Below are 21,072 nucleotides of genomic sequence, written 5' to 3' on the forward strand. Positions count from 1 at the left end.
ATCACCGCCAACCAACCGTTCAGCGCCTGGGACAGCATCTTCCCCGACAGCATGATGGCGGTGGCCGCCATCGACCGGTTGGTGCACCACGCCACGCTGATGGAGCTGAGCGGGGAAAGCTACCGTAAGCGTGCTTATCAACGTCAATTACAAGGAGGAAAAGCCGGGTCGTCAGACTGACGACAATTACCCCACCCAACCGGCCATTTTAATTGTCGCCAAGCGGCCAAAGTAGTTGACGTCGCATATCCTGGGTGCCTTCAGTATAAGACCTGGCGCTGACTACGAAGCCCGGGGCGATTAGCGCCGTGGAATCCATAGAACCTGCACCGTGGAATCCATAGAAAAGCGGCCTCTATACTTCTCGCCCCACCGACGGCGCGTCCTGCCAGGATCGCAGCTCGTCCAGCTCGGGCGCGTCAGGATCGCACTCTGCCAGCAACTGCTCGAGCTTGGGATGGTTTGCAGCCTTGGCTAGTCCTTCGCGCTCGAGGGATGCGTTCAGGGTCACCCGGCTGACTCCAAAGTGCTTGGCCACTTCGGTCTTGGTAATCTCAGGATCGGCCAGCATCGCGGCTGCCTTTCGCACGTCCGCCGCCGACAAGGTGGGGCGACGCCCCCCTTTTCTACCACGGGCACGCGCCGCCGCCAGGCCAGCCAGGGTCCGCTCTCGGATCAGGCTATGCTCGAACTCCGCCAGGGCGCCGAAGATGTGGAACACCAGCTTGCCGCCGGCGCTGGTGGTGTCGATCGCCTCGGTCAGGGACCGGAAGCCTACACCGCGCTCGTTGAGCTCGTGGATCAGCTCTACCAGGTCCTTGAGCGAGCCAGCCGATCAAGCTTCCACACCACCAGGGTGTCGCCGTCACGCAGAGTCCGCAGGCAGGCCTGCAGCTCAGGGCGCTCTCGCTTGGTGCCAGTGACACGCTCCTCGAAGACCTGCTCACAGCCAACCTCCTCGAGGGCGTCACACTGCAGCTGGGGGTTCTGGTCCTGTGTGCTGACGCGGGCGTAGCCGATGATCATGCGCTACTGCCCGGCGTGGCCGTGTCATCCTCGAGGCCCAATGCCGCCCAGTCCTCAACGCCCACCGGCTCGAAAGGCGAACGGTACTCGCGCACCGAGCCCCTTAAACGCTCCAGCGGGCTGTCGGCAACATCCCCTTCTGTCCTAGGCACCTGCTCTCCGTTTTCTCGTTTCATCGTGGCCCCTTGTCACCAATCAGTTCTCCGCCATCCCCTCGTCAAGCTCGGATCAGGTGTAAACCCCATGCTCGACCCGGCCGATCAGGTCCAGAACCTGCTGAGGATCTGCCTGCATGACATCGATGGGGCGCTTTCCTCCAAGCCCCATCGCCTCTTTATGCAACCAGCGCTCCGCCGCTGTTCGGTCCCCCTCGAACAACCCGATAGCCGCCTGCCTGACAGCGACCGCCTGGTGCTCCTCTGCAACGGTTTCAGGTATTGGCAGCCGCTCATGCGGCGTATCGCTTCGCCTGGTCATTACCGCCTCCATTGATCAATGAAAAACATGGGTTTGGTGGGCGACTACCAGTCGCCGTATTTCATCTTAAGCCGTTCAATAAGAGCTGTTTCTTCCTGTGTCAGCTGGTCCTGATACACATAGCGCCAGTTGCGCCGATAGATAGCCCAAGCTTCCCATTCTTCAATCGGTACATCGCAGCGACGGTACCAGCAGATCAAGCGCAACTCAGGCCAGTCGTTCGGTATCAGACCGTCCGCCATTAGCCCTCCCAAAACGGATAGATAGGACACGACACCATGATTATAGGCTATGCCCGCGTCAGCACTCAGGATGGCGGTTGGATCGACTGGGACGCTCGCTGCCGCATCTGATCGAGGTCGTCAGCACCCTGGAGGCGCGTGGTGTCTGCTTCCGGTCGCTGACCGAAGCCATCGATACCACCGCGCCAGGGGGAGCGACTGGGTCACCCCCTACATCCAGTGGAACCCTCCTGGATGACCTTCCTGGAGCTGCCGAAGACAGAGGTTGAGTATCTCCAGGAGCGCCACGTCGTCATGGGGGACGCCTATTCCCTGTCGTCCTGACGGTGCATGTCCGGTACTTGATAACGCGTGCTGCGGCCTCCTCCGGATAGCTTCACCAAGCAACCCTTCTCGACCAGTCCAATGAGGTGGCGGGTGGCAGTTGCCTTACTGACCTTGGCGACGTTCTGGCACTGCGATGCACTGATGAAGTGCGCAAGCCCTCGCTCTCTTCCATCCAGCAGGCGGTTTAGCACCTTCAACTGCTCGGGGAGCAGGCCGGTCGACCTGAAGCGCTGCCAGAAGAGACTGGCTGTTCCCATGACAAAGCTGAAAAGGTCTGCGGTTTGAGGGAGCCTGCAGGAGGGGGAAAGGTCTATGATGGGAGACATGGCTAGCTCAAACATTCCCAGTCCTATTCCGCTGATCACATTCCTCGATATTGAGGCACCAGGCCTCCAGCAGCCGGACAGCTACCCCATCGAGGTTGGCTGGGCTGATACGCTGGGCAACAGTGATGCTTTCCTGGTTTTCCCGATCGACACCTGGTCTCACTGGGACGGAGATGCCGCAGCCTTGCATGGCATCCCGCGTTCCCAGCTGCTCGAAGAGGGCATTACTGTGGTTGATGCCGCCTGTCGGCTGAATAGCATGCTGGGCGTAGAGAAAGTCTTCTGCGATGCATTGGCTTTTGACGGCTTCTGGCTCGATCGGCTCTTCGAGGCCGCAGAAGTGGAGCCATCGTTCCAGTTGGCTGATGTTTATCAGCTTTACGGTGAGCTAGGTGCTCAACGGGCAGAGCAAATGATAAGTGTTCTGGGGGACATACAAGCCCGGCACCGGGCACGGAAAGATGCCGAGCGTTACGCGGCGGCATACTGTTCGGTGGTCACTGGCCAGCAGCCGATTTTGTAAATCAAACCTTCGTTTGCTTTGCGCAATGGCTTCAAAGCGGTGGCCGTGCCAAAGTTTGGGTATGCGCACCCATGGGGGATAGCTATGACGATCAAGGACAAGGCAACCACGGGGCTACAGACAGCCGTGACGATTCTGGAGAAGTGGGGTGCCAGCAGTGAGCAGGGCACTGCGATCCTGCGTGTCCCCGCGGATATCTATACGTGTGCCAGACGCCGTGATCCAGAATGGCAGGCCTACGTAGATGAAGACCAGCTGACCCGGATCAGCTACGTGCTGAACATCCATGCAGCTCTACGCGTGACGTTCGACAATCCCAATAACCTCTATGGCTTTATGCGCATGACTAATCACAATGAATTCTTTAATGATCGGTCACCGCTGGAAGTCATCGCCAGCGGTGACATCGGTTCACTGCGTGAGACGTGGCTATGCGTGAACATAGAACGCCCTACGATCGTGGGCAATGAAGGTAGTTTCAGTCTGTGACGGCCGTGTGTTCACTATAAAAGCACGGAATTCCATGGATACCCTTTGGCGGATCTGGTCTGCAGTCGTGGTGCCAAGGCATCATACGGCACATTGCTCGGGGTGACTGAGAAACACACCTTTTCTATACGCAGAAATATTTACGCAATTTCTTTACACGAAACCACCCCTCCAGGGCCTCCTGGAGGGGTGGTCATCAGGTGTAAAGAAAACGACCCTATGTTTTTTGATTTCTTATCCTTTCTACAGCTCCTGGAGTAATAGGGTTTCCTGAGTCATCAACCAAGATTTGGGTGCAGGCACATCGGCATCCATCCGGAACATTTTCTATAGAAAAAATCTTGACCACCTCATCATAATCCAATATTTCACCATGGAGATCTGCATGGTGGGGGCACTGAACTGACATGCATATATATTTAACTTTAATCCCCAATCTAACTGCATCATTCTGTTCTTTATAAAGCTTATCAAACCTGGACTGGTTAACACTCATGACTCCCTCCCTTTTTAATTTATCAAATTTACTCTATGTTAGCTTAGCAGAACCACTTCACATAACCACCATCGTGCCGTCACCTCAAGGCCTAATATGCTGAATTATTTGCCACGAGAAAAAAAGCCTGTCAAAATAACAATTTGAGTTAGCATAGAACGACTTCGAAAGGGGTGATGCCATGGCTATGTTGCACAAATTTATGACGATGGAAGTTTTTGAAAGCTTTTGCCATGACCCTTGCTTTAGAGTCACTCCTAGCTGGGCACAAAATGATCCAGAAGAATTTAAAGAAATAAGTACTCCAATGATAAGGAATCTGGAGAAAAAAACAGGGAAAAAGTTGAGCAAACATATTAAAGGATACTGCAACCTCTTTGGGATAGTATCCCTATGTAGAAACCTAGACTCTCTGTACATGTGGGGAAAATATGCCGATGGAAATAGGGGGGTGGCTGTATCCATAGAAGTTGATGCGAAAAATCCATTTTCCGTTTTCGTCATGTCAGCCTCCCAAAGGTTTTCAATAGGTCTTAATCGTGGTTTTCTTTACTCTCCAGCAGATTACGCAGACACATCTCTAAAAGACCCTGAATATTTCTCCCCAGACTTTTTTGTAAAAAACCAAATCCTGAGGAAAAACAAAGAAAAATGGGGCATGGAAAACGAAGTGAGATTCCTGCTTCCTTTTGATTTTATATCTAAAATCTTGGCAACAAGAGAAGGGGAAGAGAAAATAAAGGAAATCATTTTGAAACATAAAGTTTTTGGGGTAGAAGATTTTGCCGATGGCAAAAAAGGCGGGGAAAACATTTTAAACATGGCATTCATAGAGTACATCTTATCAAAAAAAATAGAACCCATCGCAGAAATATGGAAATCCTCAGGCCAGAGAGATATCATATTCTTGTCTAGGATAAATATCGCTTCAATAAAAAAATAACAATAGGAAAAAAGGCCGAAAAAGATAGAGCTGCCCACATTTTGGAATCCTCCAAGAAAAGTAACTTTGGAATAGGAGATGTGTTCGCAAACTCAATAACTAGAAGCCCCCATGAAATACACCAAATGATATTTGAAAAAGGAATTTTGGAGAGATAAACCACACGATAACTTCATTTACTTTACAGCAACAATGAGTGAAAATGTAAACAATACGATCGTGGATGTTTATAGATGTTAGTAACTCAGGGTGTATGTGTCGAAGGTCTCTAAAAAAGTATAAAGCGGCGGTATATAAATAAAAGAGTGCGCGTGTGATATAAGCACACGGTTTAGTGAGAAAAATAGTGCCTGGTGAAGGTGGAATAGTGCGGCTTGATTTTTATTTATAAATCCATGTTGCTATAGACGACAAAAGTTTAATTTTCCTAAATACGATATTTGTTATTAACAAATACTTTGTTAATCATTGTTATGTAATAGATCATCCTCAACCTCACTTCTTTATGAAAGTCGGATATTTTCTCACAATTGCTTATGATTGAAAGACTATCGTTACTAATTTTCTTGACATATTGGCCTCTGTTGTGTTTTTGCTAATAGTTTAAATAAAGGAAAATAATTTACTTTTGACATTTTCTGTCAAGTTTCGCTCCAAATTATCCCAATTTTTTTTGACATGTAATCTTGCTAGTATAGCGCTGCAGCGGTGGATCATACGCATGTCAAAATACCTGTCATTCGGGGTTGTTGCCACGGCGAGCACCGTGACCAGGGTGGGCCACGGCGCCTCATCGCCACGCTGCAGGGCGAGTAGCCAGGCCGTTCAGGCTTTCTTGACGAACTTCGAGGTGAGTTTCAGCGCTCCGATGCCCTCTACTTTGCAGTCGAGGTTGTGGCCACCCTCGGCGTCACCCTCGACCAGGCGGATGCTCTTGACCTTGGTACCGACCTTGATCACCGAGGAGGAGCCCTTGACCTTGAGGTCCTTGATCACCGTCACGCTATCGCCGTCGGCCAGCGGATTGCCATGGGCATCGCGGGCCTCCAGCACATCGTCCTGGCGCGCCGCCGCGTCATCGCCAGGCATCCACTCATGGCCGCACTCGGGGCACACGCACTGGATGCCGTCATGGTAGGTGAATTCCGACGCACAGGCCGGACAGTTGGGCAGATCGCTCATATGGGCTCCTGATGATAGCGATGACAAAAGCCCGCAAGCCTACACCGACACGGGTCAAGGCTCCACTGCCGCCTTTGCAAGCGGCTGGCGGGGCTGCTAGGTTGGACGCATATTCATTGTATGGGAGGTAAGCGGATGGATCCCGCCGTCAATAGCGTGGTAAGCGAATCGCTGGTGCTACAGCAGGCCCAGGCCGCCCAGCACGCGCAGATGCAGGTGTTTCGCGAGGCACTGGATATGCAACAGCAGCAGGTCACCGCGCTGATGGAGTCGGCCTCGGCAGAGCCCCAGCTGGCCAGCGAAGGGCACATCGGCACCTTGATCAACACCATCGCCTGACCCGCCCATCGCCTGTTCATCCCCTCGAGCCCCGGCACTGCCGGCGGCTCGTTTGCGTGTGAGCCCGTCATGACCGCAACGCCGCTTACCCTCGATGTCTTCAGCGACTATGTGTGCCCCTTCTGCTATCTGGAAGAGCCCGAGCTCGACGCCTTGAGCACCCGCTTCGGCGACCGGTTGACGATCCGCTGGCGCGCCTTCGAGCTGCGCCCCGCGCCGGCGCCGCCCCTCGACCCCGACGGCGACTACCTGCACGACATCTGGTCACGCGCCGTCTACCCCATGGCCAAGGAGCGTGGCATGACGCTACGCCTGCCGCGCCGGCAACCGCGCTCGCGGCTGGCGCATGAAGCCAGCGCCTGGGCAGCCGACCAGTCGAGCGAGGCCGCAGCCACGCTGCGTCACGCGCTGTTTCGCGGCTTCTTCGAAGACAGCCTTGACCTGGCCGATGGCGAAGCGCTGTGCGCAACCGCCGGGTCGCTGGGACTCGATAGCGACGGCCTGCGCCAGGCGCTGGCCGAGGGGCGCTATCGCCAACAGGTGCTCGACGATCAGCATGCCGCAGGGGAGCTCGGGATTCAGGGGGTGCCCGGCCTGCGCTTCGCCTTGCACGGCGAACACGCCGGCATCCTGGAAGGCGCCCAGCCACGCCGACAGCTGCTGCTGGCGGTGGAGCGCCTGCTGGACCTGGCCCAGCAGCGCTGAGCATGGCGCCACGTCCGATCCTTGTGCTCGGCGGGACCGGCTTTGCCGGCCGCGCCATCGTGCGCGAGCTGGTCGAGCGCGGGCATCGCGTACGCCTCGCCGCCCGCCACCCCGCGCTGCCCGAGTGGCACGACGCGAGCGATCCGCTTAGCCTGGTGCGCGCCGATATTCACGACGAGGCGAGCCTCGCCGCAGCGCTGGAGGGCGCCGGGGGTGTGGTAAACGCGGTGAGCTGCTATGTGGAATCCCGCGGCGCAAGCTTTCACTCGGTACACGTCGCAGGTGCGGCGCGGATCGCACGCGTGGCGCAGCAAGCCGGTATCAGCACCTTGGTACAGCTCTCCGGCATCGGCGCCAGCCTCGACTCCCCCTCGGCCTACGTGCGTGCCCGCGCCGACGGCGAGCATGCCGTCCTCGAGCACTTCCCCAAGGCGACGATCCTGCGCCCAAGCGTGCTGTTCGGGCCGGATGACGCCTTCCTCACTGCCCTGCAGGGCCTGACACGACTACCGCTGATTCCCCTGTTCGGCCGCGGCGAGACGCGCCTGCAGCCGCTGCATGTCGACGATCTGGCCCGCGCCGTGGGGCGGCTGTTCTCATCCACCCCGCCGGCACGGCGGCTGTTCGAACTGGGCGGCCCCGAGGTACTCAGCTACCGCGAGATCCTCGAGCGGGTGATGCGCCGCCAGGGGCGACATCGACCGCTGCTACCGGTCCCCTTCCTCGCCTGGCGCCTGCTGGCCGCGGCGACCGGCTGGCTGCCCAATCCACCACTGACCCGCGACCAGGTGCTGCTGATGCAGCGGGACAACGTGGTCGGCGCCGACGCCGGGCGCTGCGAAGACCTGGGCATCCTGCCCCGCTCGTTGCACCAGACACTCGACACGCTGCGCTGACGCTCACGGCGACAGCGTTGGCATGGCCCCGCCGCAGCCCCGGAAGACCTCACCGTCGCGGGTCACCCGCACCGTGGTCTCGAACGGCGCACCGCTCATGCTGTCGCGACACGCCTCGGGAGTGATCACCACGCGCAGATAGTTGCCCTCGGTAGTGGCGTGATAGACCCGCGCCCCCTCTTGGGGCCCGGCTTCCGGCTCGGGCAGCTCGGTGCGCACATCGCGATCGTCGAACGGCACTGAGAAGCGCATGCCCTCCGCGCTGATGGCCAGGTTCCAGGCCGGCTCGGTACCGGTGGCGCGGAAGCCGTCGTCGCGCTCCAGCTCGAAGAACACGCCATCCCAGGGCGCCAGGACTCGAGAATCATCGAGCATCAGCAGCGTGCCGCCCAGGGTCGGCCACTCGCTGTCCTCGCAGTCAAGGCGATGACGCGCCACCTGCTCACGCCCTTCGAAAGGTGTCAGATCGCCTTCCTGGAGGCGGAAGTCATCGCGCACCTGATTGACCGGCAGCACCTCGCCGATATGTGTCAGCGACTCGCAGTAGTGCTCGCCGAGGGCGAACCAGTCGTCGCTGATGCGCAGCCGGGCCCCCAGCCAGCTGTCGGCCTGCTCTTCGCTCATGGCGCTGACGCCGGGTTGATGAAAGTCCACTAGCCGCCATTCGCCCACGAGTGCCGCGTAGTCGCGGCTCAAGTCGGGCTGCTCGGTGGCGTTTCGGGTTACGTCATCCTGCTCGCCACTACAGGCACTCAGGCCCGCCATCAGCAGCGACGCCCCGATCATCCGTAATCTCTTGCTCACGCTCGTGCTCCTGGTGATTGCCATCTCCCGCCGCTGCGAGAGCCCTCAGGATACCGCATCTGCCAGCGCTGCATGACCATGGGGTTCGGCATCTACGCGAAGCGCTCTACGATCAATCCGGCAGTCGCCCCTCACGGGCCAGGCGCCTGCGCACCCAGTGGTCGTAACACCAGCTCAGCAGCGCCTTGACACCCGGCAGCCCGATCAACCAGGCCAGCGGCCTGAGGCGCGGCACGCGCTGCATCAGCAGCACATAGGCATCGATGCCATCGACGATGCGCCCCGCGTCGTCCTCCACGTGCAGTGACAGCAGCGCCGCCTGCGGATCGATGCCCTTGTCGCGCAGCGCCTGCTGATAGGTGGTCACATCGCACCAGGCGACCTGCTCGCCCGCCTCTCCAGCCCAGCGTTCATAGCGAGCCCGGTCGCGGCGGCAACCGGGGCAGACGGCATCGTAATAGACCTTGAGCGAGCCTGTTGGCGACACGATATTCTCCCTGCTCGATGCCCGTCCGGCAGCCGTCATACCAGGTGGGGCTGCAACCACTCACGCAGCTGCGCGCCATTCAGCAGCCCAGGCTGACGGGCCACTTCGTAGCCATCGCGGAACACGATCAGCGTGGGAATGCTGCGGATGCCGAAGCGACCGGCCAGAGAGCGTTCCTGTTCGGTATTCAGCTTGGCAAAGCGCATGTGCGTTGTCAGGTCGCGAGCCGCCTCGGCGAAAATCGGCTCCATCATCTTGCATGGGGCGCACCAGCTGGCCCAGAAGTCGACGACCACCGGCAGGCTGCTGCGCTCTACCAGTGCCGAGAAGCTTGCCGCCGTGAGCGCCAGCGGCTCGCGACTCAGCAGCAGCTGCTTGCATTTGCCGCACTTGGGCGCATCGCTCAGGCGGGCGGGGCTGACGCGATTGATCGCCAGGCAGTGGGGGCAACCGAGGGTAAAGGCATCGCTCATTGGGAAGACTCCATCCATACCACTGTCAGCGAGAATAGCCGGCATGAAGGCGATGCTGCCAGGCTATCACGACATGGGTAACACGCTTCGATAATCCAGGTTAAGCCTGCTAGCCTTTACCACAGCCCCAACTGCGTCGACATCCATCGACCAGGCACCAAGGTACCGGCGAAGGCGCCCAGCAGTCCCAGGTAGGCGCCCAGCATCCACTCGCGGTGACGTTGCACTTGCCCGCGAGCGATTGCCGCGACTGCCACCGTCAGCGCCACCAGCACCCATGCCGAGAGCAGGTGTATCGGCCCCAGGTGCCCCACCAGCGGTAGCACCCCACCGCCCAGCCAGAATGAGCTGAGCGCTGATAGTGCCATGGCGGCGACCCAGACCACGCCCAACGAGCGATGCCACAGCGTACCCTTGCGCAGAAGTAGCACCAAGGCGCCCACCCCCAACGCAAGCAGAGAAGCAGTGAGATGCAACGTCAGCGTCATGTTGCCTCCGAACAGCCCGCACAAATGCAACTAGTTGCATAATGCTAGCCAGCATAAGCTTGATATGCAACTATGCACATATAAAGTCGAGCCAGAGGCAAGCATGTCACTACGCGCCGTACTCTTGATCACCCTGCAACGCGACCCCGGTACCGGTTACGACATACTGCAGCGCTTCAAGACCGGCCTCGCCCACGTCTGGCAGGCCAGCCACCAGCAGATCTACCGTGAACTCGACAAGATGCGCGCTGCCGGGCTGCTCGACTGCGAGACCGTGCCCCAGGCCGAGCGCCCCGACCGCAAGGTCTACTGCATTACCGCCAGCGGACGCGCCGAACTCGATGCCTGGCTGGCTGCCCCGCTCGGCCCCAGCCCCGTACGCCAACCACTGTTCGCCAAATTCTTCGCCTGGGACGCCTGGCCGGCCGACGCCCGCCAGCAGGAGCTCACCGCTCTGCAGGCACAGCTTGAAGAGCGGATGCAGGCCTATGCGGCCATCGAAAAGGAGTGGTTCAGCGACCCACAGGGGCTAACACCAGACGAGCGCGCGCCCTGGCACACACTAAGACTCGGCCAGCGACTGACCGAGGCCTGGCTGGCGTGGATCGAGGAGGTTCTGGAGGAGTAGCGGAGGACTGATGGCGATATGCCAGCTCAGCCCTTGGCGACCAGGAATGCCCCAGCGGCGACCATCAGCGAGCCGGCGGAGCGGTTGGCGCCTTTCATGGCACGCTCGGTCTGCAGAAAGCGGCGTGCACCGGAGGCGCCGGAAGCCACCAGCATCAGCCCTGTCATCAGCCCGATAAAGGTGAGGCCGACCACCAGCCCCATATCGGTGCTGCCCAGCGCAGTAAGATCGATAAAGGTAGGCAGAAAGGCGATGTAGAAGAGGATCACCTTGGGGTTGGAGGCGGATATCAGAAAGCCCTGCAGGAAGCCCTTCACGACATCCACGCGCCGCTGCTCCGGGGCCAGCGGCTCGGCCTTTACCGGAGCGGTCCACATCTTCCAGCCCAGATAGAACAGATAGGCAGCGCCGAGATAGCGGATCAGCGTAAACGCCTCGCTCCAGTTCTCGGCGATGGCGGCCAGGCCGTAGAAGGCCAGCAGCAGGTAGATCAGGTCGCTCACCGTCATGCCCAGGGCCAGGGAGACGCAGGAGCGCGCACCAGACGCCATGCCCCGCGCCAGCAGGGCGAAGATCCCGGGGCCCGGGGTCACGGCGAAGACGAAGATGGCAAAGAGATAGAACAGCGCGCTTTCCAGGGACATGAGCATCCTGCCGGCAAATCAGGGTGAACACCGAAAACTAACACGCCGCGTGTGAAACGTCTTCTTTGGAGCTCTCGCCATCGGTAAGGCGCTGTTCGCCCCGCACGCTAGGCAACGCTTGTCAGCGTACGCGGCGGGCGGTCAATTTGAGGGAAAGGAGAAATCGGCGGCGTCGCGCTGCGGAGGCTTGGGCCATGCCAGTGAAGCATTGAGCGCCTTCTGCGACGAGCTGGAGCAGATCGTCACCTCCACCGAGTCGCTGGAGAGCGTGGAATATGTGTCCACGGATGTCTAGGCTGATGGTGTTATCCCTCTGATCGGCAACGGATGCAGTGATGAGATACGACATCGCCAATAAGCGCATCTACTCCACCCCACTTCAGAGCGATGGTGCTCGCGTGCTGGTCGATCGATTATGGCCACGCGGCATCCGGCGCGAGGCCTTGAAATACACTCCGACGAGACTTGCCTGGTGCCCTTGATGCGCCTGGCACGCCAAGGACGCCTGACACTGCTCTCGGCGGCTCGCGATCTAGAGGGCTCGCATTTGCCAGTACTGCGCGAGGCGCTTCTTGAGGCCCTGTACGAGGAGGACCGTCAAACCGACGACGCACCGAGCTCTGCGCCGTGCTATGCCGGCCACCTCGACTCAGAGATATAAGCCATTCACAGTGATTTTTGCGAGTATTCACACCAAGTTCACGAAATATCGCAATGGGACTTGTCATCTCCATGCTCTCGTGAAGAATGACGCCCTTTCATTCATTAGCAAAGGAAAGCGAGCGTCATGAATTTCACGCTACCCGGGTTTCTCACCGGATGGGTCGACGCCGGCAATGGCCTGCTGTGGGGCAGCGTGCTGATCTATCTGCTGATCGGCACCGGTCTCTACTTCACGGTCATGACCCGTGGCATCCAGATCCGCCACTTCGGCCATATGTTCAAGCTGCTGCGTCACTCTCGCCAAGCCAGCGGTGGTATCTCGTCGTTTCAGGCGCTTTCCACCAGCCTGGCCGCGCGGGTCGGCACCGGTAACCTGGCCGGCGTGGCGGTGGCGATCTACTTCGGCGGTCCCGGCGCGATCTTCTGGATGTGGATGACGGCGATGGTCGGCATGGCCACCAGCTTCGTCGAGTCGACCCTGGCCCAGGCCTACAAGACCGACCACGGCGACAATACCTTCCGCGGGGGCCCGGCGCGCTATATCGAGCGTGGCCTGGGGCTGCGCTGGCTGGCGGTGGCCTTCTCGGTGTGCCTGATCATCGCCTTCGGCCTGGCCTTCAACAGCGTCCAGGCCAACTCCATCGCCCAGGCCATGGAGCAGGCCTTCTCGATTCCGACCTGGGCCATGGGGCTGATGCTGATGGCGGTGGTGGCGCCGATCATCTTCGGCGGCCTGAAATCGATCGCCCGCGTCGCCGAGCTGGTGGTGCCGCTGATGGCGCTGCTCTACCTGCTGCTGGCACTGGTGGTGGTGGCGCTCAATATCGGCGACCTGCCGGCGGCGTTCATGACCATCATCAGGAGCGCTTTCGGCCTCGAGCAAGCCGCCGGGGGCGCCATCGGCTATGCGGTCTCCCAGGCGATCATCAACGGCATCCAGCGTGGCCTGTTCTCCAACGAGGCGGGCATGGGCTCGGCGCCCAACGCCGCGGCCACCGCCACCACCAAGCCCAATCACCCCGCCGCCCAGGGCTTCATCCAGATGCTCGGGGTGTTTCTCGACACCCTGGTGATCTGCACCGCCACCGCGGCGATCATCATCATGGCTGGGCCGGACGTCATGGCCAGCGACGAGGCCAACGGCATCCAGCTGACCCAGATCGCACTGTCTAGCCACGTCGGCGAGTGGGGCAGTATGTTCATTGCCGTGGCGATCCTGCTGTTCGCCTTCACCTCGGTGATCGCCAACTACTCCTACGGCGAGTCCAACATCGAGTACCTGGCCGGGCACCGCGCCCCGCTGGCGGTGCTTATCTACCGCCTGGCGGTGCTGGCCATGGTGATGGTGGGTTCGGTGGCGAGCCTCGGCGCAATCTGGAACTTCGCCGACCTCTCGATGGGCATGATGGCGCTGATCAACCTGGTAGCGATCCTGCTGCTATCGCCGATCGCCTTCGCCCTGCTGCGCGACTACGACCGCCAGCTCAGCGCTGGCCAGGAGCCGGTGTTCGATCCCAGCCGCTTCCCCAAGCTGACCGACAAGGTCGACCCCAAGGCCTGGCCCAAGCGCTGAGGCGCGCTCTCCCAGGGCCGCAACGCCACGGCAAACCGCCGTGGCGTTTTGCCATTCCCGCGCGGCTGCTAGGCTAGCGGAATGAAAACCCTGCTGATCGTCGCCCATACCCCCTCCGCCAATACCCTGGCGCTGCGCGAGGCCGCCGAACGCGGTGCACGCCACCCCGAGATCGAGACCGTGGAGGTCGTGGTCAAGCCACCGCTGGAGGCGGGCCCCGAGGACGTGCTGGCCTGCGATGCCATCCTGCTCGGCACCACCGAGAACCTCGGCTATATGAGCGGCGCGCTGAAGGACTTCTTCGACCGCAGCTACTACCCGGTCCTGGAGCAAACACAGGGCCTGCCCTGCGCCCTCTATGTGCGCGCCGGCCTCGACGGCACCGGCACCCGCCGCGCGGTGGAAAGTATCGTCGGTGGGCTGCGCTGGAAGTGGGCGCAGGCGCCGCTGATCCTGCACGGCGAGTGGCAGGAGGCGTTCCTCGAGCAGGTCGAGGAGCTGGCCATGAGCCTGGCGGCGGGCCTCGATGCTGGCATCCTCTAGGCTCTGTCCGAAAACTGGCTGCGCTCGGCCATACGGCGTTAAAAATCGGCTCAAAGTACTCATTTACACCCCGTAAACTCCGTCTTTTCGCCGATTTTTGCCTTGTCTGGCCTTCGCTCTCCGACTTTTCAGACAAAGCCTAGTACGCAAAACGGCACCCCGTAGGGTGCCGTTTCGACGTCTTCATATCAGTGACGCTTAGCGCAGGCGTTCGAACACCGTCGCGACGCCCTGCCCCATGCCGATGCACATGGTGGCCAGGCCGAGGCTGGTCTGCTGCTGCTGCATGACGTTGAGCAGCGTGGTGCAGATCCGCGAGCCGGAGCAGCCCAGCGGGTGGCCAAGGGCAATGGCGCCGCCGTTGAGGTTGACCTTGTCGTCCATGGCGTCGAGGAAGCCGAGATCCTTGAGCACCGGCAGGCCCTGGGCAGCGAAGGCCTCGTTGAGCTCGACGGTCTGGATGTCGTCGGCGGTCAGGCCGGCGGCCTTGAGCGCCTTCTGCGAGGCCGGTACCGGACCGTAGCCCATGATCGAGGCGTCGCAGCCAGCCACCCCGGTGGAGAGCACCTTGGCGATCGGCTCGAGGCCCAGCGCCTGGGCGCGCTCGTAGCTCATCACCGCCATCGCCGAAGCGCCCACCGACAGCGCCGAGGAGGTACCGGCGGTAACCGTGCCGTTGCGCGGGTCGAACACCGGCTTCAAGCCGGCCATCGACTCGAGGCTGGCGTCGGCGCGGATCACCTCGTCGCGGTCGACCCGCACGCGGAAGCCGTTGCCGTCATGCCCTTCGACACCGATGATCTCGTTATCGAAGCGGCCGTTATCCAGCGCCGCCTGGGCGCGCTGGTGGGAGCGCACGCCGAACTTGTCCTGATCCTCGCGGCTGATGCCGTGCATCTTGCCCAGCAGCTCGGCGGTCAGCCCCATCATCATCGCCGCCTTGGCGGCATACTTGCTGGCCGCCGGGTTGACGTCGACGCCGTGGGCCATGGGCACGTGCTCCATGTGCTCGACGCCGCCGATGACGTAGAAATCGCCCATGCCGGACTTGATATTGGCCGCGGCGATATGCAGCGCGGTCATGGAAGAACCGCACAGGCGGTTGACGGTCTGGGCCGGCACCGAGCGCGGAATGCCGGTCATGATCGCCGCGTTGCGGGCGATGTTCATGGCCTGCTCGAGGGTCTGGTTGACGCAGCCCCAGATCACGTCGTCGACCTCACTAGGGTCGAGGTTGGCATTGCGCTCGAACAGCGCCTGCATCACCGCGGCGGACAGGTTCTCGGCGCGCACGTGACGGAAGGCGCCGTTCTTGGCCTTGGCCATGGCGGTACGCACGCCGTCGACCACCACGATGTCTCTCGGATTCAAACTCATCTTTCACTACTCCTGTTCGTGGTGAATTCAGGCGCTCTTGGCGTAGAAGGTATCGCCGGACTTGGCCATCTCGCGCAGCTTGTCGGTGGGCGCGTAGAGCGGGCCGAGCTCATCGGCCAGGCCGTCGGCCAGCTCGACGAAGGCCGCCACGCCCATGGCGTCGATATAGCGCAGCGCACCGCCGCGGAACGGCGGGAAGCCGATGCCGTAGATCAGCGCCATGTCGGCCTCGGCCGGAGTGGCGACGATGTCGTCCTCCAGGCAGCGCACCGTCTCCAGGCACAGCGGTACCATCATGCGCGCGATAATCTCCTCGTCGCTGAACGCCTTGTCTTCCTTCACCACTTGCTTGACCAGGGCGTAGGCCGCGTCGTCGCTGACCTTCTTCGGCTTGCCCTTCTTGTCCTCTTCGTAGGCGTAGAAGCCCTTGTCGTTCTTCTGGCCCAGGCGCTCATTCTCGTACATCACCTGAATGGCGGTCTTGGCATCGCGAGCCATGCGATCCGGGAAGCCCTCGGCCATCACCTCGTTGGCGTGCACCGCGGTATCCATGCCGACCACGTCGAGCAGGTAGGCGGGGCCCATCGGCCAGCCGAACTTCTCCATCACCTTGTCGACGTGCTGGAAGTCGGCGCCCTGCTCGACCAGCATGCTGAAGCCGCCGAAATAGGGGAACAGCACGCGGTTGACCAGGAAGCCCGGGCAGTCGTTGACCACGATCGGCGTCTTGCCCATGGCGCGGGCGTAGGCCACGGTGGCGGCCACGGCGGCGTCACTGGTCTTCTCGCCGCGGATCACCTCGACCAGCGGCATGCGATGCACCGGGTTGAAGAAGTGCATGCCGCAGAAGTTCTCGGGACGCTTGAGATTCTCGGCCAGACGGTTGATCGAGATGGTCGAGGTGTTGGAGGTGAGGATCGCCTTGTCGTCCACCAGCCCCTCGACTTCGGTGAGTACCGCGTCCTTGACCTTGGGATTCTCGACCACCGCCTCGACCACCAGGTCGACGTGGCCGAAGTCGCCGTAGGAGAGTGTCGGGCGGATATTGGAGAGCTTCTCGGCCATCTGCTCAGTGGTCAGCTTGTTGCGCTCGACCTGCTTGCCGAACAGCTTGCGCGCCTCCTTGAGGCCCAGCTCGATGGCATCCTCCTTGATGTCCTTCATCAGGATCGGGGTGCCCTTGGACGCGCTCTGGTAGGCGATACCGCCGCCCATGATGCCAGCCCCCAGCACCGCGGTCTGCTTGACCGGCTGGGCCTGCTTTTCGTACTTGCCGGCCTTCTTCTTGACCACCTGGTCGTTGAGGAACAGCCCCACCAGGTTGTAGCAGACGTCGGTCAGCGCCAGCTTGGCGAAGGCCTTGGCTTCGATCGCCTGGGCGCGGCCGCGCTCCTCGCCGGCACCTTTCTGGATCACCTTGATCGCCTCGATGGGCGCCGGATAGTGCGGCCCCGCCTTGCCGGCGACATAGCCTTTGGCGGTCTCGAAGACCATCATCTGCTCGATGGGATTGAGCTTGAGCGGGCCAGTTTTCTCGTCGCGGCGCGCCTGGTAGTCGAGTTCGCCACGGTTGGCACGGGCCAGGATGTCCAGCGCCGCCGCTTGCAACTGCTCGTTGGGTACCACGGCATCCACCGCGCCCATCTTGAGCGCGGCATCGGCACGGTTCTCGCTGCCGCCGGCGATCCACTCGATGGCGTTGTCGGCACCCACGATGCGCGGCAGGCGCACGCAGCCACCCCAGCCGGGCAGGATGCCCAGCTTGGTCTCGGGCAAGCCGATCTTGGCCTTGTCGCCCATCACCCGGAAGTCGGTGGTCAGGGTGACCTCACAGCCGCCGCCCAGCGCCAGGCCGTTGATGGCAGTGACGGTGGGGAACGGCAGGTCCTCGATGGCGTTGAAGATGCCGTGCACCTGCTCGAGCATCTCGGCAATCTGGCCTTCGCCCTTGGCAAACATACCGTGAAACTCGGTGATGTCGGCACCGACGATGAATACGTCCTTGGCGCTGGCAATCACCAGGCCCTTGATGTCGCTGGCGCCCTGCAGCGCCTGGACCGCCTCGCCCAGCTCCGTGACCACGGCGCTGGAGAGTTTGTTGATGGACTCGTCCTTCAGGTCGAAGGTCAGAGTGGCGATGTTATCGCCGTTGCTGGCCACCGTAATGGCATTGCCTTGGTAGATCATCCGCGAAACTCCACGATTTCATACGGCCGTTTGATTGCCAGACAGCTTGGTCCAGCTTGGCGCCGGCGTCAAGCCCGCGGCGGGCGCCCCCCCACCAAAGTCGTGCCTGATGCGTCGGGTGTCGCCGTTTCTCGACTCCATCTGTCATAGTGACGCTGCTAGCCTCTACGCTTTTCCCGGAGATTGCCAACGGCATGACCATCCCCTGCGCGCCCCCCGAGCCTGCCGCTCCGCCACCGCACCATCCAGCCCGCGCCGCACGACTGGCGCGTGCCCAACATGGCGTGGAGCGGCTGATCGAACGAGCTCGCCCCTATCTATGGATATGGCCGCCAATCGCCTTCGGCGCCGGCGTGGCGAGCTTCTTCCTGGTCGACCGCCAGCAGTGGCTGGGAGCGGCCCTGGCGCTGGGTATGCTGCTGGCCTGGCTACTGCTGCTCTCGGAGAGCGTGATCGGCCGCGCCCTATCCCGGCGCGGCTATCCGACCCTGCCGCGCGGCGCGACCACCTTCATCGCCCAACTGATCCATCAGGAGACACTGTTCTTCAGCCTGCCGTTCCTGCTCGCCACCACGGTCTGGGCCAGCGGCCAGGCACTGTTCACGCTACTGATCCTGGGACTTGCCTTACTCTCCATCCTCGATCCGCTCTACTTCAAGCTCGCCGAGCGCTATCGCTGGGTCTATTTCGCCTTTCATGCCCAATGCGTATTCGTGGTGGTGCTGGTGACCCTACCGATCATGCTGCAGCTCACCACCAGCGAGAGCCTGTTCTATGCATTGGCCCTGATGGTGATATTCAGCCTGCCCAGCCTGATGCATTTGGTCCAGCCCAAGCGGCTGCGCAGCTGGCTGGCGATGTTCGGCCTGGCACTGCTGCTGGCCGGCGCCGGCTGGGCGGGGCGCGCTTGGGTACCGCCAGCCAACCTGTGGCTGACCGGCAGTGCCCTGTCACCGAACCTCGACGTCGAGTCGCGCACTCCCCGCGGCAGCGTGGCCTTGACCCGCGACGCGCTGACCGTCAGCGGCCTGTACGCCTATACCGCGATACGCGCACCGCGCGGACTGCAGGAGGAGGTCTTCCACGAGTGGCGCCATGACGGCGAGCTGATCGACCGCATCCCGTTGACCATTCACGGCGGCCGCCAGCAGGGCTACCGCGCCTGGAGCCGCAAACAGAACTTTCCCGTCGAGGCCGGAGGCCGCTGGCGAATCGATATCGTCACCGCCTCCGGCCAGCGTCTTGGCGTGCTGCGCTTCACGGTCAGCGACTCGCCAGTAAGCGCGGACATGGCCGATGGGCAGATTACATCGCCGCCGGGCATCCCGGGGCTCGACCTTCGCCAGCTGGTGCCAGGCGGCTAGTAGCCCGAGCGCAAACGTATTAACGAGGAAATGAATAAGCACAGAAGCGCATAAGGCTTGCATTGCAGGCGCGCGGTTCGGACAATTCATTGATTCGCCTGCGAACCGGCCTGACTATGTCCAATCTTTCTCCACACCAGAACATCGGCACCAAGCTGAATCGCGTGCCGCGCCTATGGCGCGCGATCATCGACAAGCGCTTGGCCCCCCTCGAGCTGACCCAGACCCGCTGGATCACGCTCTATCATCTATGGCGCCTTGGCGACGGCCAGCCGCAGTGCGACCTGGCACGGGTGATCGGCGTCGAGGCGCCTTCTCTTGTGCGCACCCTCGACCAGCTCGCCGAGCAGGGCTTGGTGGAGCGCTGCCCCTGCGACCAGGATCGCCGCACCAAGCGCATCCACTTGACCCCTGCTGCCATGCCGCTGCTGCAGCAGATCGACACGGTGGTCAAGGAGGCCCGCGAGGAGATGCTGGCAGGCCTCAGCGACGGCGACATTGCCCGCCTGGACGACTACCTGACCCGCATAGAGGAGAACGGCCTGGCGATCCAGAGCCGCGAAAGTGACGAGTAAACCACCGTTCGCGGCTCACTCCAGCCGCGGCGACTCACTTCACCAGCGGTTTGAGGGTACTCGGCCTGTCCGGCCGGCCTGCCAGGCTATCGCGTAACGCGGCCATGTCGCCGAGATAGCTATCGAAGCGCTCGGGCCCTTGCGACTCATACCACCACAGCGTCAATCCGTGCACCTCCGACTCCAACACCAGAGCATCCTGGGGCAGGCGCGTAAGCAGCGCCTCGAGCCGCTGGAACACCTCATCCGGCAGCGGACGCAGTGGCTCGATCCGCCAGCGCCAGCCGTGGCATACCGGCTTTAGCACGCCGCTGGAGGCGCTCTCGCGCACCGCCACGAAACGCGGCCCGGGCTGCTCACCCGGATACCCCCAGCGATAGCTGGGCATCTGCTTGCCGGCGGCGTGCAGCGGCGGCGCGGCCAGCTTGACCCTGACGCCGGCCTTGCGGGCGTGCTCACGCAGCCGCGCCACCCGCTTCTGCTTAGGGCTCGGTTTGAGCCACATCACCGGCGACACGATCAGTGCCACGATAAACGCGATCAACAACCAGTTCATGTCTGCCGCCCATCCTCTGCAAAAGATGCTAAAACGTTGATATAGATCGTTGTGAGACGCCGCCAGCCAGCCTAGAGTGGAAGGCAGACAAATCACTCTGCCTATTCAGGGCATTCCACAAACCTCGCCACGGGAGGTGTCCCATGAGCAACGAATATCGTCACGTGCTGGTCGCCGTCGACCTTACCAAGGATTCCCACAAGGTGCTCGAGCGGGCCCTGCCCATCGCCGAGCGTAACGCCGCCAAGCTATCGATCATGCACACCCTCGAGCCGCTGGGCTTCGCCTACGGCGGCGATATCCCCATGGACCTGACCAGCATCCAGGACCAGCTCGACGATCACGCCAAGCATCGCCTGGCCGAGATCGCCGATCCGCATAACGTACCGGCCGAGAACCAGCACGTGGTGGTGGGCATGCCGGATACCGAGATTCACCGCTTCGCCGAGGAGCACGGCGTCGACCTGATCGTGGTCGGCTCCCACGGCCGCCACGGCTTCGCTCTGCTGCTCGGCTCCACCTCCACCGGCGTGCTGCACGGCGCCAAGTGCGACGTGCTAGCCGTGCGCGTCGGCAAGGATGGCGAAACCGACGAGTAAGTCAGTATGTAAGCCATTGAGGAAGCCTAGGATTCGCGTAACGAGCGATGATAGGTTGATTGCCGCCGGAGCGCAGGAACCGGAGTGTAGCCTGCTACATGAGGATTCCGAGCACCGCCGGCGATCAAGATATCGAGCGC

Annotated in this window: 28 protein-coding genes and 2 pseudogenes; 15 read left to right on the plus strand and 15 right to left on the minus strand. The window is 61.4% G+C overall.

Going from position 1 to position 21,072, the window contains the following annotated elements; genetic code table 11:
- Positions 1-180 (plus strand): ATP-binding protein (locus CK498_RS24775; protein ID WP_176475834.1); only part of this gene is annotated, 180 nt, incomplete at its 5' end.
- A 175-nt stretch (positions 181-355) separates the two neighbouring features.
- On the opposite strand, the gene CK498_RS27000 is transcribed toward CK498_RS24775, so the two are convergent.
- From CK498_RS27000 to CK498_RS24795, 5 genes and pseudogenes are all read right to left on the minus strand, one after another.
- Positions 356-571, minus strand: coding sequence for a hypothetical protein (locus tag CK498_RS27000; RefSeq protein ID WP_456064534.1), 216 nt, complete (start codon positions 569-571; stop codon positions 356-358).
- Between the two features lie 111 nt (positions 572-682).
- Positions 683-1,026: pseudogene (locus CK498_RS27005) on the minus strand (recombinase family protein); the annotation flags it as partial.
- Complete coding sequence (locus tag CK498_RS24785; RefSeq protein WP_095623523.1) at positions 1,023-1,202, minus strand: hypothetical protein; 180 nt, start codon at positions 1,200-1,202, stop codon at positions 1,023-1,025. The gene CK498_RS24785 and the pseudogene CK498_RS27005, both read right to left, overlap by 4 nt.
- A gap of 52 nt (positions 1,203-1,254) precedes the next feature.
- Positions 1,255-1,503 (minus strand): antitoxin Xre/MbcA/ParS toxin-binding domain-containing protein, encoded by a 249-nt coding sequence (locus CK498_RS24790; protein WP_176475905.1) that lies wholly within the window; start codon positions 1,501-1,503, stop codon positions 1,255-1,257.
- 44 nt (positions 1,504-1,547) lie between these two features.
- Complete coding sequence (locus CK498_RS24795) at positions 1,548-1,745, minus strand: hypothetical protein (RefSeq protein WP_095623525.1); 198 nt, start codon at positions 1,743-1,745, stop codon at positions 1,548-1,550.
- A 77-nt stretch (positions 1,746-1,822) separates the two neighbouring features.
- Here CK498_RS24795 and CK498_RS26940 point away from each other — a divergent pair, with 77 nt between their 5' ends.
- From CK498_RS26940 to CK498_RS24815, 3 genes are all read left to right on the plus strand, one after another.
- Positions 1,823-2,014, plus strand: a complete 192-nt coding sequence (locus CK498_RS26940; protein ID WP_407645915.1) for a recombinase family protein — start codon at positions 1,823-1,825, stop codon at positions 2,012-2,014.
- Between the two features lie 370 nt (positions 2,015-2,384).
- Positions 2,385-2,921 carry a hypothetical protein gene (locus CK498_RS24810; RefSeq protein WP_095623526.1) on the plus strand — a complete coding sequence of 179 codons (537 nt, stop codon included), beginning with the start codon at positions 2,385-2,387 and terminating at the stop codon, positions 2,919-2,921.
- Between the two features lie 84 nt (positions 2,922-3,005).
- Entirely contained in the window at positions 3,006-3,410 is a 405-nt protein-coding gene (locus CK498_RS24815; protein ID WP_095623527.1) for a hypothetical protein, read from the plus strand.
- Positions 3,411-3,627: 217 nt separating this feature from the next.
- Here CK498_RS24815 and CK498_RS26025 read toward each other — a convergent pair whose 3' ends face one another.
- On the minus strand, positions 3,628-3,906 hold the full coding sequence (locus tag CK498_RS26025; RefSeq protein ID WP_141247020.1) for a structural protein: 279 nt from the start codon (positions 3,904-3,906) through the stop codon (positions 3,628-3,630).
- Positions 3,907-4,087: 181 nt separating this feature from the next.
- On the opposite strand from CK498_RS26025, the gene CK498_RS26030 reads away from it, so the two are divergent.
- A complete protein-coding gene (locus tag CK498_RS26030) occupies positions 4,088-4,849 on the plus strand; it encodes a hypothetical protein (RefSeq protein WP_141247021.1) in 762 nt (253 codons plus the stop codon).
- 825 nt (positions 4,850-5,674) lie between these two features.
- Here the strand turns inward: CK498_RS26030 and CK498_RS24825 are convergent.
- Complete coding sequence (locus CK498_RS24825; protein WP_095623529.1) at positions 5,675-6,031, minus strand: zinc ribbon domain-containing protein YjdM; 357 nt, start codon at positions 6,029-6,031, stop codon at positions 5,675-5,677.
- Positions 6,032-6,166: 135 nt separating this feature from the next.
- On the opposite strand from CK498_RS24825, the gene CK498_RS24830 reads away from it, so the two are divergent.
- The 3 genes from CK498_RS24830 (at position 6,167) to CK498_RS24840 (ending at position 7,971) form a co-directional block, all read left to right on the plus strand.
- Complete coding sequence (locus tag CK498_RS24830) at positions 6,167-6,370, plus strand: putative motility protein (RefSeq protein WP_095623530.1); 204 nt, start codon at positions 6,167-6,169, stop codon at positions 6,368-6,370.
- A 69-nt stretch (positions 6,371-6,439) separates the two neighbouring features.
- Positions 6,440-7,075, plus strand: coding sequence for a DsbA family oxidoreductase (locus CK498_RS24835; protein ID WP_095623531.1), 636 nt, complete (start codon positions 6,440-6,442; stop codon positions 7,073-7,075).
- A 2-nt stretch (positions 7,076-7,077) separates the two neighbouring features.
- Complete coding sequence (locus CK498_RS24840) at positions 7,078-7,971, plus strand: complex I NDUFA9 subunit family protein (RefSeq protein ID WP_095623532.1); 894 nt, start codon at positions 7,078-7,080, stop codon at positions 7,969-7,971.
- Between the two features lie 3 nt (positions 7,972-7,974).
- On the opposite strand, the gene CK498_RS24845 is transcribed toward CK498_RS24840, so the two are convergent.
- From CK498_RS24845 to CK498_RS24860, 4 genes are all read right to left on the minus strand, one after another.
- On the minus strand, positions 7,975-8,775 hold the full coding sequence (locus CK498_RS24845; protein WP_141247022.1) for a COG3650 family protein: 801 nt from the start codon (positions 8,773-8,775) through the stop codon (positions 7,975-7,977).
- Between the two features lie 112 nt (positions 8,776-8,887).
- Complete coding sequence (locus CK498_RS24850) at positions 8,888-9,262, minus strand: thiol-disulfide oxidoreductase DCC family protein (RefSeq protein ID WP_229359216.1); 375 nt, start codon at positions 9,260-9,262, stop codon at positions 8,888-8,890.
- 35 nt (positions 9,263-9,297) lie between these two features.
- Complete coding sequence (trxC, locus tag CK498_RS24855; RefSeq protein WP_095623535.1) at positions 9,298-9,735, minus strand: thioredoxin TrxC; 438 nt, start codon at positions 9,733-9,735, stop codon at positions 9,298-9,300.
- Between the two features lie 116 nt (positions 9,736-9,851).
- On the minus strand, positions 9,852-10,223 hold the full coding sequence (locus CK498_RS24860; protein WP_095623536.1) for a DUF2306 domain-containing protein: 372 nt from the start codon (positions 10,221-10,223) through the stop codon (positions 9,852-9,854).
- Positions 10,224-10,326: 103 nt separating this feature from the next.
- Here CK498_RS24860 and CK498_RS24865 point away from each other — a divergent pair, with 103 nt between their 5' ends.
- Entirely contained in the window at positions 10,327-10,851 is a 525-nt protein-coding gene (locus CK498_RS24865) for a PadR family transcriptional regulator (RefSeq protein ID WP_095623537.1), read from the plus strand.
- Positions 10,852-10,877: 26 nt separating this feature from the next.
- Here the strand turns inward: CK498_RS24865 and CK498_RS24870 are convergent, their stop codons facing one another.
- Positions 10,878-11,495: a LysE family translocator gene (locus CK498_RS24870; RefSeq protein ID WP_095623538.1), complete on the minus strand. Its 618-nt coding sequence runs from the start codon at positions 11,493-11,495 to the stop codon at positions 10,878-10,880.
- 335 nt (positions 11,496-11,830) lie between these two features.
- Here CK498_RS24870 and CK498_RS26945 point away from each other — a divergent pair.
- The 3 genes and pseudogenes from CK498_RS26945 (at position 11,831) to CK498_RS24890 (ending at position 14,274) form a co-directional block, all read left to right on the plus strand.
- Positions 11,831-12,156: pseudogene (locus CK498_RS26945) on the plus strand (DUF488 domain-containing protein).
- Between the two features lie 126 nt (positions 12,157-12,282).
- A complete protein-coding gene (locus tag CK498_RS24885) occupies positions 12,283-13,731 on the plus strand; it encodes an alanine/glycine:cation symporter family protein (protein ID WP_095623541.1) in 1,449 nt (482 codons plus the stop codon).
- An 81-nt stretch (positions 13,732-13,812) separates the two neighbouring features.
- Complete coding sequence (locus CK498_RS24890) at positions 13,813-14,274, plus strand: flavodoxin family protein (protein WP_095623542.1); 462 nt, start codon at positions 13,813-13,815, stop codon at positions 14,272-14,274.
- 198 nt (positions 14,275-14,472) lie between these two features.
- Here CK498_RS24890 and fadA read toward each other — a convergent pair whose 3' ends face one another.
- Positions 14,473-15,651: an acetyl-CoA C-acyltransferase FadA gene (gene fadA / locus CK498_RS24895; RefSeq protein WP_095623543.1), complete on the minus strand. Its 1,179-nt coding sequence runs from the start codon at positions 15,649-15,651 to the stop codon at positions 14,473-14,475.
- A 27-nt stretch (positions 15,652-15,678) separates the two neighbouring features.
- Positions 15,679-17,838, minus strand: a complete 2,160-nt coding sequence (gene fadB / locus CK498_RS24900; RefSeq protein WP_095623544.1) for a fatty acid oxidation complex subunit alpha FadB — start codon at positions 17,836-17,838, stop codon at positions 15,679-15,681.
- A 194-nt stretch (positions 17,839-18,032) separates the two neighbouring features.
- On the opposite strand from fadB, the gene CK498_RS24905 reads away from it, so the two are divergent.
- Positions 18,033-19,202 carry a DUF5924 family protein gene (locus tag CK498_RS24905; RefSeq protein WP_095623545.1) on the plus strand — a complete coding sequence of 390 codons (1,170 nt, stop codon included), beginning with the start codon at positions 18,033-18,035 and terminating at the stop codon, positions 19,200-19,202.
- 116 nt (positions 19,203-19,318) lie between these two features.
- Positions 19,319-19,777: a transcriptional regulator SlyA gene (slyA, locus tag CK498_RS24910; RefSeq protein WP_095623556.1), complete on the plus strand. Its 459-nt coding sequence runs from the start codon at positions 19,319-19,321 to the stop codon at positions 19,775-19,777.
- Positions 19,778-19,811: 34 nt separating this feature from the next.
- Here the strand turns inward: slyA and CK498_RS24915 are convergent, their stop codons facing one another.
- Positions 19,812-20,333, minus strand: coding sequence for a preprotein translocase subunit YajC (locus CK498_RS24915; RefSeq protein ID WP_095623546.1), 522 nt, complete (start codon positions 20,331-20,333; stop codon positions 19,812-19,814).
- A 143-nt stretch (positions 20,334-20,476) separates the two neighbouring features.
- Here CK498_RS24915 and CK498_RS24920 point away from each other — a divergent pair, with 143 nt between their 5' ends.
- A complete protein-coding gene (locus CK498_RS24920; protein WP_095623547.1) occupies positions 20,477-20,932 on the plus strand; it encodes a universal stress protein in 456 nt (151 codons plus the stop codon).
- Positions 20,933-21,072 lie beyond the last annotated feature (140 nt).

The organism is Halomonas salipaludis (assembly GCF_002286975.1).
Taxonomy (GTDB): domain Bacteria; phylum Pseudomonadota; class Gammaproteobacteria; order Pseudomonadales; family Halomonadaceae; genus Franzmannia; species Franzmannia salipaludis.

Coding starts and splice junctions, on each gene's coding strand:
- CK498_RS24830 (WP_095623530.1), top strand. CDS start 6,167: ATGGATCCCGCCGTCAATAGCGTGGTAAGCGAATCGCTGGTGCTACAG.
- slyA (WP_095623556.1), top strand. CDS start 19,319: ATGTCCAATCTTTCTCCACACCAGAACATCGGCACCAAGCTGAATCGC.
- trxC (WP_095623535.1), bottom strand. CDS start 9,735: ATGAGCGATGCCTTTACCCTCGGTTGCCCCCACTGCCTGGCGATCAAT.
- CK498_RS24915 (WP_095623546.1), bottom strand. CDS start 20,333: ATGAACTGGTTGTTGATCGCGTTTATCGTGGCACTGATCGTGTCGCCG.
- CK498_RS24825 (WP_095623529.1), bottom strand. CDS start 6,031: ATGAGCGATCTGCCCAACTGTCCGGCCTGTGCGTCGGAATTCACCTAC.
- CK498_RS24790 (WP_176475905.1), bottom strand. CDS start 1,503: ATGACCAGGCGAAGCGATACGCCGCATGAGCGGCTGCCAATACCTGAA.
- CK498_RS24870 (WP_095623538.1), bottom strand. CDS start 11,495: ATGTCCCTGGAAAGCGCGCTGTTCTATCTCTTTGCCATCTTCGTCTTC.
- CK498_RS24810 (WP_095623526.1), top strand. CDS start 2,385: ATGATGGGAGACATGGCTAGCTCAAACATTCCCAGTCCTATTCCGCTG.
- CK498_RS24905 (WP_095623545.1), top strand. CDS start 18,033: ATGACCATCCCCTGCGCGCCCCCCGAGCCTGCCGCTCCGCCACCGCAC.
- CK498_RS24785 (WP_095623523.1), bottom strand. CDS start 1,202: ATGAAACGAGAAAACGGAGAGCAGGTGCCTAGGACAGAAGGGGATGTT.
- CK498_RS26030 (WP_141247021.1), top strand. CDS start 4,088: ATGGCTATGTTGCACAAATTTATGACGATGGAAGTTTTTGAAAGCTTT.
- CK498_RS24865 (WP_095623537.1), top strand. CDS start 10,327: ATGTCACTACGCGCCGTACTCTTGATCACCCTGCAACGCGACCCCGGT.
- CK498_RS27000 (WP_456064534.1), bottom strand. CDS start 571: ATGCTGGCCGATCCTGAGATTACCAAGACCGAAGTGGCCAAGCACTTT.
- CK498_RS24815 (WP_095623527.1), top strand. CDS start 3,006: ATGACGATCAAGGACAAGGCAACCACGGGGCTACAGACAGCCGTGACG.
- CK498_RS24860 (WP_095623536.1), bottom strand. CDS start 10,223: ATGACGCTGACGTTGCATCTCACTGCTTCTCTGCTTGCGTTGGGGGTG.
- CK498_RS26025 (WP_141247020.1), bottom strand. CDS start 3,906: ATGAGTGTTAACCAGTCCAGGTTTGATAAGCTTTATAAAGAACAGAAT.
- CK498_RS24840 (WP_095623532.1), top strand. CDS start 7,078: ATGGCGCCACGTCCGATCCTTGTGCTCGGCGGGACCGGCTTTGCCGGC.
- CK498_RS24835 (WP_095623531.1), top strand. CDS start 6,440: ATGACCGCAACGCCGCTTACCCTCGATGTCTTCAGCGACTATGTGTGC.
- CK498_RS24795 (WP_095623525.1), bottom strand. CDS start 1,745: ATGGCGGACGGTCTGATACCGAACGACTGGCCTGAGTTGCGCTTGATC.
- fadA (WP_095623543.1), bottom strand. CDS start 15,651: ATGAGTTTGAATCCGAGAGACATCGTGGTGGTCGACGGCGTGCGTACC.
- CK498_RS24885 (WP_095623541.1), top strand. CDS start 12,283: ATGAATTTCACGCTACCCGGGTTTCTCACCGGATGGGTCGACGCCGGC.
- CK498_RS24890 (WP_095623542.1), top strand. CDS start 13,813: ATGAAAACCCTGCTGATCGTCGCCCATACCCCCTCCGCCAATACCCTG.
- fadB (WP_095623544.1), bottom strand. CDS start 17,838: ATGATCTACCAAGGCAATGCCATTACGGTGGCCAGCAACGGCGATAAC.
- CK498_RS24920 (WP_095623547.1), top strand. CDS start 20,477: ATGAGCAACGAATATCGTCACGTGCTGGTCGCCGTCGACCTTACCAAG.